The 16,844-nt window shown below is 72.3% G+C and carries 16 protein-coding genes and 1 pseudogene; 8 read left to right on the top strand and 9 right to left on the bottom strand.

From position 1 onward, the window contains the following. The first annotated feature begins 268 nt into the window (after nt 1–268). Nucleotides 269–985: a hypothetical protein gene (locus IE251_RS15315; protein ID WP_189753492.1), complete on the top strand. Its 717-nt coding sequence runs from the start codon at nt 269–271 to the stop codon at nt 983–985. 45 nt (nt 986–1,030) lie between these two features. Here the strand turns inward: IE251_RS15315 and IE251_RS15310 are convergent, their stop codons facing one another. After that, on the bottom strand, nt 1,031–1,540 hold the full coding sequence (locus tag IE251_RS15310; protein ID WP_189753491.1) for a hypothetical protein: 510 nt from the start codon (nt 1,538–1,540) through the stop codon (nt 1,031–1,033). A gap of 54 nt (nt 1,541–1,594) precedes the next feature. Further along, on the bottom strand, nt 1,595–2,152 hold the full coding sequence (locus tag IE251_RS42395; protein ID WP_491590664.1) for an NsdA family TPR-like regulatory protein: 558 nt from the start codon (nt 2,150–2,152) through the stop codon (nt 1,595–1,597). Between the two features lie 10 nt (nt 2,153–2,162). Here IE251_RS42395 and IE251_RS41025 point away from each other — a divergent pair, with 10 nt between their 5' ends. Next, entirely contained in the window at nt 2,163–2,546 is a 384-nt protein-coding gene (locus tag IE251_RS41025; protein WP_229896779.1) for a hypothetical protein, read from the top strand. A 14-nt stretch (nt 2,547–2,560) separates the two neighbouring features. Here the strand turns inward: IE251_RS41025 and IE251_RS41020 are convergent, their stop codons facing one another. Beyond that, the gene (locus tag IE251_RS41020) at nt 2,561–2,842 is read right to left on the bottom strand and encodes a helix-turn-helix domain-containing protein (protein ID WP_229896778.1); all 282 of its coding nucleotides are present in this window, start codon (nt 2,840–2,842) and stop codon (nt 2,561–2,563) included. A gap of 152 nt (nt 2,843–2,994) precedes the next feature. Here IE251_RS41020 and IE251_RS15300 point away from each other — a divergent pair. Together IE251_RS15300 and IE251_RS15295 are read left to right on the top strand one after the other, a co-directional pair. After that, a pseudogene (locus tag IE251_RS15300) lies at nt 2,995–3,405 on the top strand (ATP-binding protein); the annotation flags it as partial. A 229-nt stretch (nt 3,406–3,634) separates the two neighbouring features. Beyond that, the gene (locus tag IE251_RS15295) at nt 3,635–5,260 is read left to right on the top strand and encodes a glycoside hydrolase family 43 protein (RefSeq protein WP_189753490.1); all 1,626 of its coding nucleotides are present in this window, start codon (nt 3,635–3,637) and stop codon (nt 5,258–5,260) included. A gap of 27 nt (nt 5,261–5,287) precedes the next feature. Here IE251_RS15295 and IE251_RS15290 read toward each other — a convergent pair whose 3' ends face one another. Next, entirely contained in the window at nt 5,288–6,301 is a 1,014-nt protein-coding gene (locus tag IE251_RS15290; protein ID WP_189753489.1) for a LacI family DNA-binding transcriptional regulator, read from the bottom strand. Nucleotides 6,302–6,690: 389 nt separating this feature from the next. Here IE251_RS15290 and IE251_RS15285 point away from each other — a divergent pair, with 389 nt between their 5' ends. Together IE251_RS15285 and IE251_RS15280 are read left to right on the top strand one after the other, a co-directional pair. After that, nucleotides 6,691–7,656, top strand: a complete 966-nt coding sequence (locus tag IE251_RS15285) for a glycoside hydrolase family 6 protein (RefSeq protein ID WP_189753488.1) — start codon at nt 6,691–6,693, stop codon at nt 7,654–7,656. Between the two features lie 45 nt (nt 7,657–7,701). Further along, nucleotides 7,702–8,976, top strand: a complete 1,275-nt coding sequence (locus IE251_RS15280) for a glycoside hydrolase family 6 protein (protein WP_189753487.1) — start codon at nt 7,702–7,704, stop codon at nt 8,974–8,976. Between the two features lie 203 nt (nt 8,977–9,179). Here the strand turns inward: IE251_RS15280 and IE251_RS15275 are convergent, their stop codons facing one another. After that, entirely contained in the window at nt 9,180–9,923 is a 744-nt protein-coding gene (locus IE251_RS15275; RefSeq protein WP_189753486.1) for a class I SAM-dependent methyltransferase, read from the bottom strand. 131 nt (nt 9,924–10,054) lie between these two features. Next, entirely contained in the window at nt 10,055–10,744 is a 690-nt protein-coding gene (locus tag IE251_RS15270) for a DUF6882 domain-containing protein (protein WP_189753485.1), read from the bottom strand. Between the two features lie 382 nt (nt 10,745–11,126). Here IE251_RS15270 and IE251_RS15265 point away from each other — a divergent pair, with 382 nt between their 5' ends. Then, nucleotides 11,127–11,732 (top strand): TetR family transcriptional regulator, encoded by a 606-nt coding sequence (locus IE251_RS15265; RefSeq protein WP_189753484.1) that lies wholly within the window; start codon nt 11,127–11,129, stop codon nt 11,730–11,732. A gap of 304 nt (nt 11,733–12,036) precedes the next feature. Here the strand turns inward: IE251_RS15265 and IE251_RS15260 are convergent, their stop codons facing one another. The 3 genes from IE251_RS15260 to IE251_RS15250 form a co-directional block, all read right to left on the bottom strand. Next, on the bottom strand, nt 12,037–12,708 hold the full coding sequence (locus IE251_RS15260; RefSeq protein ID WP_189753483.1) for a ScbR family autoregulator-binding transcription factor: 672 nt from the start codon (nt 12,706–12,708) through the stop codon (nt 12,037–12,039). Nucleotides 12,709–12,864: 156 nt separating this feature from the next. Next, on the bottom strand, nt 12,865–13,638 hold the full coding sequence (locus IE251_RS15255) for a glucose 1-dehydrogenase (protein ID WP_189753482.1): 774 nt from the start codon (nt 13,636–13,638) through the stop codon (nt 12,865–12,867). After that, nucleotides 13,635–14,354, bottom strand: coding sequence for an HAD family hydrolase (locus tag IE251_RS15250; protein ID WP_189753481.1), 720 nt, complete (start codon nt 14,352–14,354; stop codon nt 13,635–13,637). Before IE251_RS15250 ends, IE251_RS15255 begins: the two co-directional genes overlap by 4 nt. 582 nt (nt 14,355–14,936) lie before the next feature. Between IE251_RS15250 and IE251_RS15245 the strand changes: the two genes are divergently transcribed. After that, entirely contained in the window at nt 14,937–15,899 is a 963-nt protein-coding gene (locus IE251_RS15245; protein ID WP_229896777.1) for a ScbA/BarX family gamma-butyrolactone biosynthesis protein, read from the top strand. Nucleotides 15,900–16,844 lie beyond the last annotated feature (945 nt).

Here is a 16,844-nt window from a genome sequence, read left to right as displayed (position 1 = left end):
CTCCAGTGCGCACGTGGGGGCATCCTCGGCGCTCCCACGGCTGTGGAGAGCGACGGCGAAGGGCTTCGGCGGGTCACCCGGCAGCTCGGCGGTGAGTACGATCGCGGACGGGCGGTGCCGGGTCGGGATCCGCTGATACCCGACCACCTTGCCGTCCACGAGCAGCTCTGTCTCCCGTGCGGCGTGGCGGGTCTGAACCGTCACCGAGTGACCGTCCACTTCGAGGTGGAAGCGGTGGGCGCGGGACACGGACCCCCAACGAGGCCACATGGTCGACATCCCCCCGTCCCGGCGACGCCTCGCCCGGCTGGCCCGCATCGAACGGCTCGACCCGGTGCACGACCACGGCGAGATCTACCGCATCAGCACCGGTCTGGAGTTCCCCTGGGAATACCTGCGGGCGCTGGAACTGGCGAATCTGCGTACCTTCGCCGCGCCCTCCGTCAGCGGCCTGCTCGCGGCCACCGGGCAGTACGCGCGCGCTCCCCGGCGGCGGTACGAGAGCACTCTGGTCCTGATGGGCGCTCTGGCACATCGGCCGGCGCATCGGGATCAGCGACATCCCCGGCGACATCGCCGGCATGGAGGCATTCGCGGAAGACTACGAACGCCGGTGCTTCCGTCGGCACCCGGCCAATCACGCCGTGGCCGAGCAGGCCATGAGCGTGTTCTACGACCGGCTCCCCGTCCCGCGCGGCCCGCCGCACGCCAGCTGGTCATCAGTCTGCTCGACGACCGCGCCCGTAGCGCGCTGGGATACGACGCCCCGGCCCGGAGCGTCCGCCGGGCCGCCCGTGACGCCCTTCTGCTGCGCCGTCAGGTGCAACGACGACTGCCCCCGCGCCGACGCTCGTACTACGACCACCCGCCGCGGTTGCACGCCTACCCTGGCGACCTGCACGACTACGTCCTCGCCGACTTCGCCGTCCCGCACCCCACGCCCGTCCCCCCGCCCTGGCGCAGGGCCGCGCCCGGACGACCGTAGGTACCTCCTCATCGCATCGGCATCGTCCCCGCCTCGCCACCGCCTTCAGTCGGCGTCGGTCGCGAGTGCCGTGCGGGCCACGACCACGAATTCCTTCATCGCCGTACGGACCTCCGCCAGGAAGTCGCCGCCGATGCGGGCAGGGCGCTCCTCGTCGTCCACCAGCCCGGACAGGTCCGCGGCCAGGGCATCGCCATGGAGCTTGACGAGTGCCTTCACCACCTCGTTCGCCACGTCGCTCACCGCCTGCGGCCCTTCCAGGTCCACTTCGGCCAGCAGGCGCATAAGAGCCGGGAGATGTTCGTCCAGAGCGAGGCCGAGCGGCCCGAGGGCGACCTCTCCCGTGTCCTCGTCCACGAGATCCAGCACGGCCTGCACGGCTTCACGGCTGCCGGTCAGGAAGTCGCGGTACACCTTCCGTCGCGGTTCCCGCAGGGCCAGTCTGGCGTTGCTCCGGAGCTGGACCTTCGTCTGCCGGTAGGTGAGCAACGCGGCCAGTGAGGCGACGGAGCCGGTGATGCCGGCGCCGAGCACCGCCGCGAGTCCTGAATCCATGCGCTCATCATGCTTACGCCGCCCGCTCCGGAAGGCGGCGGGGTCGGCGGGAGGTCACGCGAGCAGCAGATGCCCGTGGTCGGCCGGCACCGCACGCGCCTCGGGCACGTCCTCATACGCCTGGAGCCGGCGCAGGACCGTCCGGGCTCGGTCCGCCGTGCGCTCCGAGGACAGATCGCCGGACGCCTCGATGACGCGGCGAGCTTCCTCGGCGGCCCGCTCGGGCTCGTTGGCGTCCGCCAGCGCGACCGCCAGCCACGACCGGTACAGCGCCATTTCCCGGGCGTGCGTGGCGTCGTAGCGCCCGAGCACGTCCTGGAGCAGCGGCACGGCTCGCAGCGGCCGACGCAATTCGGTGAACACCCTGGCGTCCATGACCTCCAGCTCTTCGCGGTTCACCCAGTACGCCCACGAGGGCGCCGGAGCGCCGTCCGTGGCGTCGAGAGCGGCGTGCGCCTCCCCCAGTGCGCGAAGGGCCGGTTGTGTCTCCGCGGCTCGCGTGCGCGCCCACGCGAGCCGGTCCAGGAACAGCGCGCGTCGCGGCCGGGGCGGCCGGACCGGCCTCCGCCACGGCCGCTTCCGCCAACTCCAGTCCCTGCCGCTCCCGGCCACTGTTCGACAAGTGGTAGCCGAGGCTGCCCACGAGTTGTGCCAAGAGCACCGCGTCCCCGGCCTGCCGGGCGGCGGAGATGCCGAGCCGGTAGGCGCGCTCCGCGTGGTGTCCGCGTCCGGCGTCCGAGGCGATCCACCCGGCGATCTGCCCCAGTTCCCCGATCTGCACCAGCAGGCGGCGCCCCGTGTCTTCGGAGTGTTCGGACTCCCGGTGGAGCCGGACGGCTGCGCGCAGTTCCCGGAAGGCGGGGGCGATCAGGTCGCCGCCGGACAGCACGTCGTCCGCGAGCCGGAGACCGTGCACCCGCGCCGCCAGGCAGTCCACGGCCTCCGCACCGATCCGGCGACCGCGACGCGCCTCCGACGGCTTCCGCATCTCCTCGGCGGGCAGTAGGTCCGCCAGGGACATCACGACCCCGGGAAGGACGGCCTGGGCGTCCCCCTGGCATACGCGGCGGCCTGCTCCAACTCGTGCAACGGCACCCCGAGTACCTGAGCGGAGACGGGGAGCCACACGTCCGGGATGCGTTCGCCGCGCTCCCATCGGGAGACTTCGTTGCGGGTGATCGACTGGGCACCGGACACGGCGCACAGCGCGGCGGCGAACTGCCGTTGCGAGCGGCCCGAGTTCCGCCGCAGACCGGCGAGGTAGGCGCCGAAACGGCGGCGACGTTCGGTGTTGTCGCTCATGTCGGTTCCCTTCCGCATCCAGTGTGGCCCCTCCGCGGCCCCCTCGTTGGCTCCTCCGCGTGATCACGTCTCCCCGATTACCTGTACGCGCAGCGCCCCGGCGACCGTGCGACCGGCCCCGGGGCTTGGCCGATCCGAGAGAGCAGACCGACATGCCAGAAGCTACAACGCGGGCTCGCGGTACGGGTCACCCCGGGTACAGCGAGACTCTGCCGCGCGAGCCCGAGAGCGCCGCCCGGGCCCGACACCTGGTCCGCGCGGTACTGAGCGCCTGGAACCTGTCGGACTTGGCCGACGACGGTGCCCTGATCGTCTCCGAGTCGGTGACCAACGCGGTTCGGCACACCCGGCGGGACTCCATCCGGGTCGTCGTCGACCGCCCCGACCGGGGGCGTGTGCGCATCGGTGTCGTGGACTTTTCGAAGGCCAGGCCGGAGCGCGAGGTGCCGGGCCTCGATGACGAAGGCGGGCGCGGTCTCGCGCTGGTGGGAGAGCTGGCCGAGGACTGGGGCACCGATCCGCTGCCGTGGGGGAAACGGGTGTGGGAGGAACTGCGCGGAAAGACACGCTCGCCGCGGCTCGCAGCCATCCGGAACGGCAGAGGCGCGCGAATGTTTCGACGGTCCAAGCGAATCCTGCGAGGGGGATTGACGGGGATCCACCACCCCCCGATCATCCAGGTTGCCGGTAAGCCGACCGGCGTTCGCTATACCGAACGTCTCGAACCTGCTCCACGCACGGCACCTCCACGTAACGCCCACCCGCAACGGCCGAGCCGCAAGGAGTACGCCCATGGTTCCGTCATGGCCGCACCAACCACTGTCCCGTCGCCGCGTGTTGACGGCGGCCACCGGTCTGGCCGCCGGTGCCGCCCTCCCGCTGGGCGGGGCGGCCTCCGTCGCCGCCGCCTCCTCCGCCGCCACCTACACCAACCCGGTCATCTGGCAGGACTTCGCGGACATCGACGTCATCCGCGTCGGTGACACCTACTACGCCTCGGCCTCGACCATGCACTACTCGCCGGGCGCGCCCGTCCTGCGCTCGTACGACCTGGTGAACTGGGAGATCGCCGGCCACTCGGTGCCCGCCCTCGACTTCGGCGCCAAGTACGACCTGAACGGCGGCCGCGGCTACGTCCGCGGCATCTGGGCGTCGTCGCTGGCCTACCGGCCGAGCAACAGGACCTTCTACTGGCTCGGCCAGATCGACTTCGCCAAGACGTACGTCTACACGGCCACCGCCGCCGAGGGGCCGTGGAGCCGGCTCACGACGATCGGCACGGCCTACTACGACGCGGGACTGCTCGTCGACACCGACGACACCCTGTACGTGGCGTACGGGAACACCACCATCAACGTGGCCCAGCTGTCGCCCGACGGCCGCACCCAGGTCCGTACGCAGCAGGTGTTCACCACACCGTCGAGCGTCGGCACCCTCGAGGGCTCCCGCTTCTACAAGATCAACGGCCAGTACTACATCTTCCTGACCCGGCCCGCGAACGGTCAGTACATCCTGAAGTCGTCCGGCGGCCCCTTCGGCCCGTACACCATGCGGCAGGTCCTGCTCGACCTGCGCGGGCCGATCCCCGGCGGCGGCGTCCCGCACCAGGGCGGGCTGGTGCAGACCCAGAACGGCGCCTGGTACTACCTGGCCTTCATCGACGCCTACCCCGGCGGCCGGATGCCCGCGCTGGCGCCGGTCACCTGGACCTCGGACGGCTGGCCCGTCGTCCAACTGGTCAACGGCGCCTGGGGCACCACCTATCCCAGCCCGGCCGTCCCCGCTCCGCCCCGCCCGGTCACCCCCATGACCGGCGTCGACACCTTCAACAGCACCGCTCTCTCACCGAGATGGGAGTGGAACCACAACCCGGACAACACCAAGTGGTCGGCCGGCAACGGCCTCACGCTGCGGACGGCGACCGTCACCAACGACCTCTACTGGGCCCGCAACACCCTCACTCACCGCATCCAGGGCCCCACCTCCACGGCCACGGTCGAACTCGACCACTCCGCGATGCGGGACGGCGACCGCGCCGGACTCGCGCTGCTGCGTGACTCCTCCGCGTGGATCGGCCTCAAGCGCGACGGCGGCGTCACCCGGATCGCGATGGTCGGCGGACTGACCATGGACACCAACTGGAACACCACCGGCACCGGCACCGAACTCGCGAGCGCGCCCGTCTCCGGAAGCCGGATCTGGCTGCGCGCGAGCGCCGACATCCGCCCCGGCGCGCCACGCCCCGGCACCTTCTCGTACAGCACCGACGGCACGACCTTCACCCGCCTCGGGCCGGACTTCACGATGGGCAACGACTGGCGGTTCTTCATGGGGTACCGGTTCGCGCTCTTCAACCACGCCACGCAGGCACTCGGCGGCGCCGTCCGCGTCACGCGGTTCGAGCTGTCCACGCCCTGACCGGCCCCCGTTGGCGGGACGGGCCCGTCAGGCGCTCGCGCGGACGACCAGACGGGTGGGCAGGATCAGCGGAGTGGGGTCCTGCCCACCCACGAGCGCGACGAGCATGCGCGCCATCTCCCGGCCGAGCGCCGTGACGGGCTGATGGACGGTGGTGAGGGGCGGATCGGCGACCCGTGCCACGGCGAGGTCGTCGAAGCCGACCACCGCGACCTCGGCGGGGACCGGCCGTCCGGCCTCGCGCAGCGTGCGCAGCGCCCCCACCGCCATGTTGTCGTTGGCCGCGAACACCCCGTCGAGGTCGCCGTGTTCCGCCAGCAGCGCCGCCATGGCGGCGGCCCCGCCGGCCTCGGTGAAGTCGGCCTCCCGGGGCGGCAGGGGGTCGAGACCGGCGCCCAGCATGGCGTCCCGGTAGCCGCGGTACCGGGCGCGCCCGGCCTCGGTGTCCAGCCGCCCGCAGATCGTGGCGACGCGCCCGCGGCCGCGGGAGAGGAGGTACTCGGTCGCCTCGCGAGCCCCGCCGGTGTTGTCGGCGTCCACGTACCACCGGGGCGTGGCGCCGACCGGGCGGCCGCCGAACACGACGGGCATCTCGGCCCGCTCGGCCAGCTCGGCCAGCGGGTCGCCCTCGCGCAGCGCCATCAGCATGGCACCGTCGGCGCCCTTGCCGCGCAGGAGTTCCGCCACCCGCTCGCGGCCCCGCGGGGAGGCGGCCAGGCACAGCATCAGGTGCAGGCCGGCCTCCTCCAGGGCGGCCGACGCCCCCACGATCACCTGGGCGAAGAACGGATCCGCGAAGATCGACGGGTCCTCTCCCGAGATGACCAGGGCGGCGGCTCCCGTCTGCCGGGTCGCCAGGGCGCGCGCGGTCGGATTGGGGACGTAACCGAGTTGCCGTACGGCCCGTTCGACGGCCTCGCGCTTGGCGCGGCTGACGTGCGGGGCGTTGTTGAGCGCGCGGGAGGCCACGGAGCGGGAGACACCGGCGCGTTCGGCCACCTCGTCGAGCGTCGGCTGCCGACGCGGCGCACCCTCTGCCATCACTCTTCGGCCTTTCGCTGCGGAGGCGTCCGGGCCCGGGGACCGGGAGCGCCGAACGGGACTGGAACCGCTTCCAGTTCCAGGGCTCCGGGGCGTGGGACACGTCCAGGGCTCCAGGACCTGGAACACGTCGAGGACTCTAGAGCCTGGGACCCCTCCCGTGAAGGGCCGGGAACGGCTGTGAACTGCGGTAACCGCGGCGACCCTTGACAGCTCCGGCGGCCCGCAACACGATTACCCACCACACCCCGTAGGCCGCACGGTGCTGTGGGACCGCTTCCAATGGGAGCGCTCCCAACGGGGTGACGTACCACCGCACTTCCTCAGCGCGTCGCACGTCCGGGACGAGGGCGTGCGCGCTTCCCTGCCAGGAAACCGAGGTACCGTCCATGCGCCGCAGAATCCGCGCCCTGGTGGCAGGCCTGTTCGCTCTGCCGCTGGCGCTCGCCGTCGCCCCGTCCGCCCACGCGGCCGACCCGACCACCATGACCAGCGGGTTCTACACGGACCCCGACTCCAGCGCGAAGCGGTGGGTCGCCGCCAACCCCGGCGACGGCCGGGCCCCCGCGATCAACTCCGCGATCGCGAACACCCCGATGGCCCGCTGGTTCGGCTCCTGGAGCGGCAGCATCGGCACCGCCGCGGGGGCGTACGCGGGGGCCGCGGACGCCCAGGACAAACTGCCCCTCCTCGTCGCCTACAACATCTACAACCGCGACTACTGCGGCGGGCACTCCGCCGGCGGTGCCTCCTCGGCGTCCGCCTACGCCACCTGGATCTCCCAGTTCGCCGGCGGCATCGCCGGCCGCCCCGCCGTCGTCCTCCTCGAACCGGACTCCCTCGGGGACTACGGCTGCATGACGCAGGCGCAGATCGCCGAGCGCCAGTCCATGCTCACCGGCGCCCTGACCCAGTTCAGCCGCCAGGCCCCCAACACCTGGGTCTACCTGGACGCCGGCAACCCGGGCTGGGCGAGCGCGGCGACCATGGCCCAGCGCCTCAACGACGCCGGCCTCCGCCAGGCCCACGGCTTCTCGCTCAACATCTCCAACTACTTCACCACGGCCGAGAACACCGCCTACGGCAACGCCGTCAACAGCGAACTGAGCCGCCGTTACGGGTACACCAAGCCGTTCGTCGTGGACACCAGCCGCAACGGCAACGGCTCCAACGGCCAGTGGTGCAACCCCTCGGGCCGCCGCATCGGCACCCCGACCCAGCTGGGCGGAGGCGCCGAGATGCTCCTGTGGGTCAAGGCCCCGGGCGAGTCCGACGGCAACTGCGGCGTCGGGACCGGCTCCTCGGCCGGGCAGTTCCTCCCCGAGGTCGCCTACAAGATGATCTACGGCTACTGATCCGGCCCGCCGCCTCCCCCACCCACCCATCGACCAGGAGCAGTCATGACAGCACGCAGCCTGAGACGCGGCACGGCCGCCGTCCTCGCCGCGCTCGCCGCCTGCGCCGCGCTCACCGCCACGCCGGCGGAGGCGGCACCGGCCCGGGGCGGACTCACCCCGGCCACGCGGTTCTACGCGGACCCGCACGGCAAGGCCGCCGAGCAGGCCCTCGTGGACCTCCGCAACGGCGACCTGCGGAACGCCGCGAACATGGCCAGGCTCGCGAGCTGGCCGCAGGCCACGTGGTTCACCGAGGGCACGCCCGAAGAGGTACGGGGCAAGGTGGGCACACTGGTCCGCCGGGCCGGCGCCGCGCACCGGACGCCCGTGCTGGTCGCGTACAACGTCCCGGGCCGGGACTGCTCCCAGTACTCCAGCGGCGGAGCCGCCTCCTCCGCCGCCTACCGGAAGTGGATCGACGCCTTCGCCGCCGGCATCGGCGACCGCGCCGCGGTGGTCGTCGTGGAACCCGACGGCCTGGCCCTGCTCCCCCGGGACTGCGGGCCGGCCACCGACCCGACCGGTGAGCTCACGGCCACGCGCGTCGCCGACCTCGCCTACGCCGTCAAGACCCTGAAGGCCAGGCCGCGTACCGCCGTCTACCTGGACGCCGGCAACGTCCAGTGGCGGGCCGTCGGCGACATGGCCCAGCGGCTGCTGGACGCCGGGGTCCGCCAGGGTGACGGCTTCTCGCTGAACGTGTCCAACATGCACCCCACCGACCACAACGCCCGGTACGGCACCTGGGTCGCCAAGTGCATGTGGTTCGCCACCGAGGGCCCCGAATGGGCTCGCGGCCACGCCGACTGGTGCGCCGGCCAGTACTACTCGTCCGCCGCCCCGAACGACGGCACCCCCGGCAACAGCGTCTCCTCCACCGACCCCGCCACCTGGCGGTGGACCGACGCCTGGTTCGACCAGAACGCGGGCACGCCGCCGGCCGACGAGCTGAGCCACTTCGTGATCGACACCAGCCGCAACGGCCGCGGTGCCTGGACTCCGGAGCCGGGCAAGTACAGCGGCGACCCGGAGCCCTGGTGCAACGCGCCCGGCCGGGGCCTCGGCCCGCGCCCCACCGCCGACACCGGCGTCCCACTCGCCGACGCCTACCTGTGGATCAAGGTCCCCGGCGAGTCCGACGGCAGCTGCACGCGCGGCACCGGCGGCACGGTCGACCCCGAGTACGGCATCGTCGACCCGCCCGCCGGCGCCTGGTGGCCCGACCAGGCCCACGCCCTGGCCCGCAACGCGGTACCGCGTCTGACGTTCAACCGCTGAGCGGAGCCCCGGCCGGGGGCCGGGGCTCCCCGGGTCCGGCCGGGGCGGAGCGGGCACGCCGCTCGGTCCCGGCCGGCACGTCACCGCGGAGCAGGCGGCCGGCCGGGGCGTGGGTGTGCTCGCCCGGTCCCGGCCGGCGGGCCTCCGCCTCGCCCCTGCCCGGTGCGGCCGTGATCCGGCGACGCGGGAACGCGCCGGCCGCCTCAGTCCGCGGCCTTCTCCCACACCGACACGTGCCGGCGGCTCTCGCTGGTGAACGGCTCCCGCGTCCACCCGTCCCACCGCGCCCGCGGCCGCGTCCCGGCCAGCCGGGCCATGAGGTCCAGCTCGGCGGGCCAGACGTAGCGGAACGGGATGGCCAGGTATTCGCCGCGGCCGTCCCGGACGGTGACGTGGTGCGAGCTGACGAACTGGCCCGCCACGTCGTACAGGTCGAACCCGAGCCGCCCCTCGCCCACCCGGAACGGCACGGCGTTCTGCCCGGGCGGCAGCCGCCGCAGGTCGGGCACGCCCACCTCCACGACGAAACAGCCGCCGGGCTCCAGATGGCGGGCGGCGTTGCGGAAGCAGTCCACCTGGGCGTCCTGCGAGGTCAGATTCATGATCGTGTTGTAGACGAGGTAGACGACCGAGAAGGTCCCCTCGACCTGGGCGGTCGCGAAGTCCCCGATGGTGACTCCGATCCCGTCCCCGCCGGGCTTGGCCCGCAGCCGGTCGACCATCGCCCGGGACATGTCGATGCCGTGCACCTCGACGCCACGCGCCGCGAGCGGCAGGGCGATCCGCCCGGTCCCGATCCCGAACTCCAGCGCCCGCCCGCCGTCCCCGGCCAGCTCCGCCAGCAGATCCACGGCGGGCCCCACGACCCGCGGATCGAACATCTCCGCCGACGACTCGTCGTACGACGCCGCGACGGACTCCCCGAAGTACCCGTCCTCATCGAGCATGCGCCGACTGTACGACGGCCACCCGGGCCGAAGCCCGGGATTTTCCGGCGCGGCCGGCACCGGTGCGCATCCTGGGCCGCGTTCCCGGTGGCGGCGGGCAGGTCCCGGCGTCCGGGGCCGTGACGCCCGGCTCACGGGAGGATCCGGGCCTCCACTCCCGCGATCCGTCCGGCCGCGTCGAAGGTGACCTCGGCCGCCGTGCCGCCGGGCAGTTCGGCGACGATCCGGTCGCCCTCCGTACGGTGCGGGACGCCGTGGTGGTCGAAGTACCCGCCGACGACGTGCCGGGCCGAATGCCCGATCAGCCGCGCGCCGTCGAGCAGCGTCCGCGGCAGGGCGACCGCGTCCAGGGCGGCGCGCGGCACCCGGGCGTCGTCGGGCAGGAAGTACACCTGGGTTTCCGGCCCGGCCGGGGCGCCTATGTACCCGGGTGCTCCGGCCACCCCCATGCCGGTGAAGGCGAGTGTCTCGGCGGCCCGGCGCGGATCCGGGAAACCCGACAAGTCCAGCACCTCCTCGGTCAGTTCGGTGATACCGTGCGCCCGCCCGTACCGTTCGACGGCCGCGGACGAGGAGACCACCTCCGTGCCCCGCAGCCCCGGGTTCGCCCAGCCCCACATCCAGGACTGCTCCGAGGTGTCGTACGTGCCCAGCACCCCCACGCGCAGCTCCAGGTCCCCCTGCCGGTACCGGCATGCCGCCAGGTCGGCGGTCCAGGGCCCCTCGGGCAGGAACGCGGTCAGAGTCCGCAACTGGACGGCGCCCCATGCAGCATGCCGCTCGGCCTCGCGGAGGAAGGCATCACTGAATTCACTGGCCATGGCCCAACTCTATGAGCCGAAGATCAGGTGACCATGCGAACCCTGAGAGAGCAGGGACCCTCACATCGGACGGATCCAGCCAAATGGGGGCGCCCGAAGCCGAGTTCAGCGACAATACAAACCGGGGGTTCGGTTTACAAGACGAGTTCCAGCGTTGGACAATCGAAGCCCCAGAAGGCCGCACGCACTCGGAACACCCATGTGAACTGCGCTTTCACTGGAAGAGGCGGGGCATACGACGGACGAAGCGCCGCCGACGCTCGACAGCATGGGCATGCCAGGATGCGGCGGCAAGCTGGATATCCGTCCTGTTACGACTGACCGTCACCAAGTGATCATCGAACGGAGTTACGGTGGATATGCTGCGAAACGGGTCCGCCGCATGAGGCAAGTGAGGGCCGAAGAGACCCGCAACGCCCTGCTTCTGGCCGCGGCCCAGATATTCGACCGCGACGGCTACGAGGGCACCACGCTGGCGACGGTCAGCGACCGCGCGGCGGTGAGCAAGGGTGCGCTCTCGTTCCACTTCAGCAGCAAGTCGGCGCTCGCGGACGCCGTGCAGTACGTGGCGTGCGAGCGCTCCGGCGCCGAGCTGAAGGCCCTGGACGATCCCGGGGTCCCGGCCCTGCGGGCGCTGGGCGGCATGGTGCGCGGGCTGGCCGGCCGGCTGGCGACCGACCCGCTGACCCGGGCCGGGCTCAGGCTGGCCCGGGAGCGCGGACCGTCCCTGGGAGCGGCCATGGACTGCCGGCTCGCCTGGCGCGCGGTGCTCCGGCAGACGGTGCTGCGCGCCCAGGAGGAGGGGAGCCTGCGGTCCGGCGCCGGCGTGGAGTCCGTCGTGGACCTGGCGCTGGCCCTCGCGCTCCATCAGGAGGCGGTTCCCGCGGACCGCGACCGGGAGGCCTGGCTGACCGACGCCTGGGAACTGCTGCTCCCCGCGCTGGCCTCGCCGGCCTTCGCCGACCGGCTCACGCCGACCTCTTCTTGACGCGGGAGGCCGCTGGTCGCGGCCAAGGTTGACAAGGGGTGAAACGACAGCCGGTCGTCATCGGGTGGACGTCCACGCCGATGGCGACCGGCAAGGAGCCCGTACATCCGCCGGCCCACATCGGAGACCGGAGCCGGCCGGTACGCACCCGGCCCGTGACCCGGCGACTCCGGCCGGCCGAGCCGCGCTCACCGGTTCCGCCGGCAGGGCATTGACGCACCCGGCGCGGAAACCCTGGCCCACTCGACGCGGGAGTCTTGGCACACCCCGTGCGGGAGCCCTTGCCGGTCCGGCCCGGTGGGGGTCAGCTCGCCGGTTCCGCCACCAGCGCCGCCGCGTCCTCCGCGCGCATCTCGGCGAGCACCCGGGTCCCGCGGTCCGGTCCGAAGTCGAGCTGCGCGAAGATCGCGGGCATCGCGACGCTGGGCAGCGTGTAGGCGAAGATGGAGGAGATGCGCTCTTCCAGGTCCTGCCACCCTGACGTCACCTCCGAGACTATCTGGGCGCCGACCCAGGAGCTGACCAGGAAGCGGCCCAGTTCCTCGGGCGCCACGTGCGGATAGACCTCGCCGTGTTCCTTGGCCGCGAGGACCATGGAGGCGAACCGCAGCGCCCACGCCTCCCAGGGGCCCCCGTCGGTCAGTTCCTGGAGCTGCGGCTCCATCGCCAGCTTGGCGCCGGCCCGCAGCATGATCTCCTGCGGCAGCCGGCAGGCCAGCGCCATGGCCTCGTCGACGAGTTCCTGGAGCTTGTAGGTGCGCGGCGGATACCCCTGTTCCGTCACCTGCTCGGCGAAGATGCCCTGGACCAACTGCTCCTTGGAAGCGAAGTGGAAGTAAAGAGCCCCTCGCGTGACCTGGGCCCTGTCGAGAATCTGCGCGATGCTGGCACCGTGGTAGCCGTGCTGCGCGAAGACCTCCGCCGCCGCGTTCAGGATCGCGCCACGGGTTCGGATCGCGCGCAACTGCTGTGCCATGTGTTCGTCCTCTCGTCCGCGCCACGCCACCCCCTCCGAGCTGACGCGGATGCCTGATCCCGGCCTGCGGGGTGCGGGCCGGGAGACAAAAGAAACCAGATGATTGGTACTTTACCAATCCGTGAAGCCGGGCCGCCCTTGGCCGAACGCCGCGACTCACCAGGCTCCGGCGCCGCCGTCCACCGCCATGGTGGCACCGGTGACGAAGCTGGCCTGGTCGCTGCAGAGCCACACCGCGACCTGGGCCACCTCCTCCGGATCGGCCACTCTCCCCTGCGGATTACGGCGGCGCATGCGCTCCTCGGCCGCCGGGTCACGGGCGAAGACGCCCTCGGACATCTCCGTCCGGGTCAGCCCGGTGGCGAGCGCGTTCACCCGGATACCGTGCCCCGCGTACTGGGCCGCGGCCGACTTGGTCAGGCCGAGCACGGCGTGTTTGGCGGCCACATAGGGCGCCCCCTGCGAGGTCGCGCGGACCCCGGCGATGCTGCTGTTGTTGACGATCGCGCCGCCCGTCCCGTGCGCGAGCATGGCCCTGATCTCGTGTTTCATGCAGAGCCAGACGCCACGGACGTTCACGTCGAGCACCGCGTCGTAGTCGGCGTCGTCCGTCTCGTGCAGCAGGGCCGGTTCGGTCGTCGTACCGGCGTTGTTGAACGCGGCGTCGAGCCTGCCGTACCGGTCGACGGCGAGCCGTACCGCCCGCTCCACGTCCTCGGCGCTGGTCACATCGCCGTCGGCGCAGGCGACTTCGGTGCCCTTGTCCCGCAACTCGGCCGCCAGCTCCTCCAGTCGGCGCAGCCGGCGGGCCATCAGCACCAGTTTGGCACCGTTGCGCGCGCCCACCCGGGCCGCCGCCGCGCCGATGCCGCTGCTCGCCCCGGTGACCAGCAGGACCTTGCCGGCGAGCAGTCCGCCTTCCGATGTCACTCCACCGCCTTTCCGGGCGCGCCGGCCCAGAGGGTACCGGCCCGCGCCTCCGCGTCGATCGTACGCAACAGCGCGTCGTCGATCTCGTCGAGCGAGCCGACGACATGACGCGCGCCGGTCTCGGCCATGAGCTGTCGCTGGTAGCCGTGCTCGAAGTCGCTGGGGTGTCCGATGAACGGGGCGCCCAGCTCGCGGGCCGCCTCGGCGACCCGGGCCACGTCGTCCACGAACAGCACCTCGTCGCAGGCGAGTCCGGCGTGGTCGACGGCGATCTCGTACAGGCCGGGACGGATGTCGTTGGTGCACACGTACCGGGGCTCGTCGAACAGGTCGGTCAGGTGGCCCAGGTAGCGCTCGAAGTGGGAGGCGTCGAGTCCGCCGTAGCAGACGGTCCGCAGCCCCAGGGCGCGGATTCTGCGCAGCAGTTCCGCCGCGCCGTCGAGGACGCGGACCGGGTGGTCCGCGAGGTAGCGCGCCCGGTCCTCGAAGTAGACGGCGATCGTCTCCATCGGGGAGGTCCGCATGCCGCACACCTCCGCGAGGATCTTGCCCGCGACCGCCTGCGGCTGGGAGAAGATCCGGCGCTCCAGGTCGGCGGAGTAGGTGCCGCCCCGGCTCGTGACGAAGTGGTGGATGACGGGACTGAACGTGTCGTTCAGCAGGACTCCGTCGATGTTGAGCGCGACCATGCGGAGCTTCTCGAGCTGCTCGGTCATGGATTCATCTCTCCTCCCGCGATCCGCCGGCGCTTCGCGTGGACAGCGAATCGAGTAAACCTGACGACCGGTTGAGATCTTCACACGGGTGCCGTCGATAGTCCATGGATCATGTTCCGGCGTCTCGGGTCCCGGGACCCGGCGTTCCACACACAGTGTCCTGCTCGTCACACCGGTGGGTCACCCTCGACCGGCCCCGAGTAGGCTGGCCGGACCCGGTTCCGGGCGTCCGCACGGACGCGCGGAGCGGGCCGGACTGCCGTGCGCGGAAGTCCGGGATCGGCTGCAATCTCCAAGGGAGCGTGCAGAGTTGACTGCGAAGGCAACGCGTGCGCACGGGGCCGTCCGCCCTCGTCCGCCGGGCTCGGCGGCGCGTTGTCCGACGCGGTCACGCCCGCCCGGGCACGCCCGGCGGCCACCTGCCGGAACGGACCGGAAAGGCTGGAAAAAAAACCGGTCAGTCCGTACAGTGGCGCCCGTCGTTCACCGCTCAGCTCAAACCGCGCTCCACGCAATCCCGTTCACGGCTTGACCTGCGTTCCGGCAGCACTCCGTCCTCGACTGCCCAGGGGGAGAGGCAAGATGACCACGTTTGCGCCCATCGACAGTATGATCACGGACTTCCAGGCCGCCCTGCCCACCACACCCGTCGGACTGGCCACATTGACGACAACCGTCCCCAAGGAGTACGTCCACCGCTCGGTGGTCACCGAAGTCTTCCTCACCGGCTGGCGCCAGACGGACCCGGACACCTGCACGGTCACGGCCCAGTGGCCGCGCGCCCACACCTTCTACGGACCCGCCGGCGGCTTCCACGACCCGCTGCTGTTCAGCGAGACACTGCGGCAGACGGTGCCACTGCTGTCCCACGCGGTCTTCGGCGCGCCCATGGACCACAAGCAGATATGGCGTGACCTGCACGTCGCCCTGGACCCGGCCGCGCTGCGCGCCGGGCTCACCCCGGCCGACGTGGAACTGAGCATCCGCTGCGAGGACGTCGAGCGGCGGGCCGGTGTGCTGCGCGGGATGCGGATGGAGGTGACCGCCACCCGCGAGGGGCAGCAGCTCGGCACGGCGTCGACCTCGTTCAGTTCGCACAGCAGGGCGCTGTACCGGCGGCTGCGCGGGGCCTACGCGGACGCCGAGCGGGCCATGGCGGCGGCCGTCGAACTGCCGGCGTCGCTCCAGCCCGGGCTCGTCGGCCGGGACCGCCCGCAGGACGTGGTGCTCTCGCCCCGCGCCGCCGACGGCCGCTGGCAGCTGCGGGTGAACACCCTGCACCCGATCATCTTCGACCACCCGAACGACCATGCTCCCGGCATGCTGCTCCTGGAGGCGGCCCGCCAGGCGGCCCAGCACCACCTCGGCCCTGAGCCGGTCCTCGCCACGGGCCTGGACGCGGCCTTCCACCGGTACGCGGAGCTGGACGCCCCCGCGTGGGTCGCGGCCGAGACAGCCGCCGACGGCCGCGTCCGCGTGACCGTCGAGCAGCACGACGCGCTCGTCTTCGAGTGCGCGGTGAAGACACACCCGGCCACGGCCTGACCACGACGTACCGGGCGCGGTGCGGCGGGGCGGCCGGAGCGTCGATGTGGTCGGCTTCCTGCAGGCGGAGGTACGAGGTGGCCGGGCGGCCTGGTCAGGAGCCGTCCGGCACACCGGAATCCGAAGCCGCCCGACAGATCCGGGACAGGGGGTGCCCCGGCTGACGGCGGACGGCCGGCGCCGAGGATGCTCCGCCGGACCGGCCTCGGGGACGACCCGACGGGCCGGGGACAGGGCCTGGCGGCCGGTCTCGACGGGCGGCCCGGTAGGCCGGAGTCAGCAACGACCCGGCGGGCCGGTGGCCGGGGACGGGGGTCGTTGGACTGGTCGCCGGGCGGGAGGCCCGGGGCAAGGGCCGTCCGGCGGGCTGGAGTCGGCGACAACGCGACAGACCGAGCGCAGGGTCTGGCGATCGGCCGCCGGGCGACCATGGCCAGCAGCCGCCGGGCGAGCCGGAGTCAGCAGCAGCCCGGCCGGTCGGGGCGTTGGGCTGATCTTCGGGGGCCCGGAGTCACGAACGACCCGGCAGGCCGGGCACAGGGCCTTACGGCCGTCGCCGAGCAGCCAAGGCCAACGGACCTCCGGCGGGCCAGAGTCAGGAACGCCCCGGAAATCCGGGGCCGTTGGGATGGTCCTCGGGCAAGGCGGGATCACGGACAACCCCGCAGACCGGGCACACGGCCTTACGGCTCGCCGCCGAGCAACCAGGGCCAACGGGCCTCCAGCGGGCCGAAGACAGGAACAACCCCGGCAGGCAGGAGGCGTAGGGCTGATCTCTGCCGCAGACCGGAGCCACGAACAACCCCGCAGACCGGGCACAGGGCCTTGCGGCTCGCCGCCGAGCAACCAGGATCAACAACCTCCGGCGGGCCGAAGACAGGAACAACCCCGGCAGGCAGGCAGGCACACACGGCCTTGCGGCTCGTCGCCGGGCGGACGGAGTCG

This window comes from Streptomyces eurythermus (assembly GCF_014649115.1).
GTDB classification, from domain to species: Bacteria; Actinomycetota; Actinomycetes; order Streptomycetales; family Streptomycetaceae; genus Streptomyces; species Streptomyces eurythermus.
The sequence above is the reverse complement of the archived record's forward strand: the minus strand, read 5'-3'. Positions and strand labels throughout refer to the sequence as shown.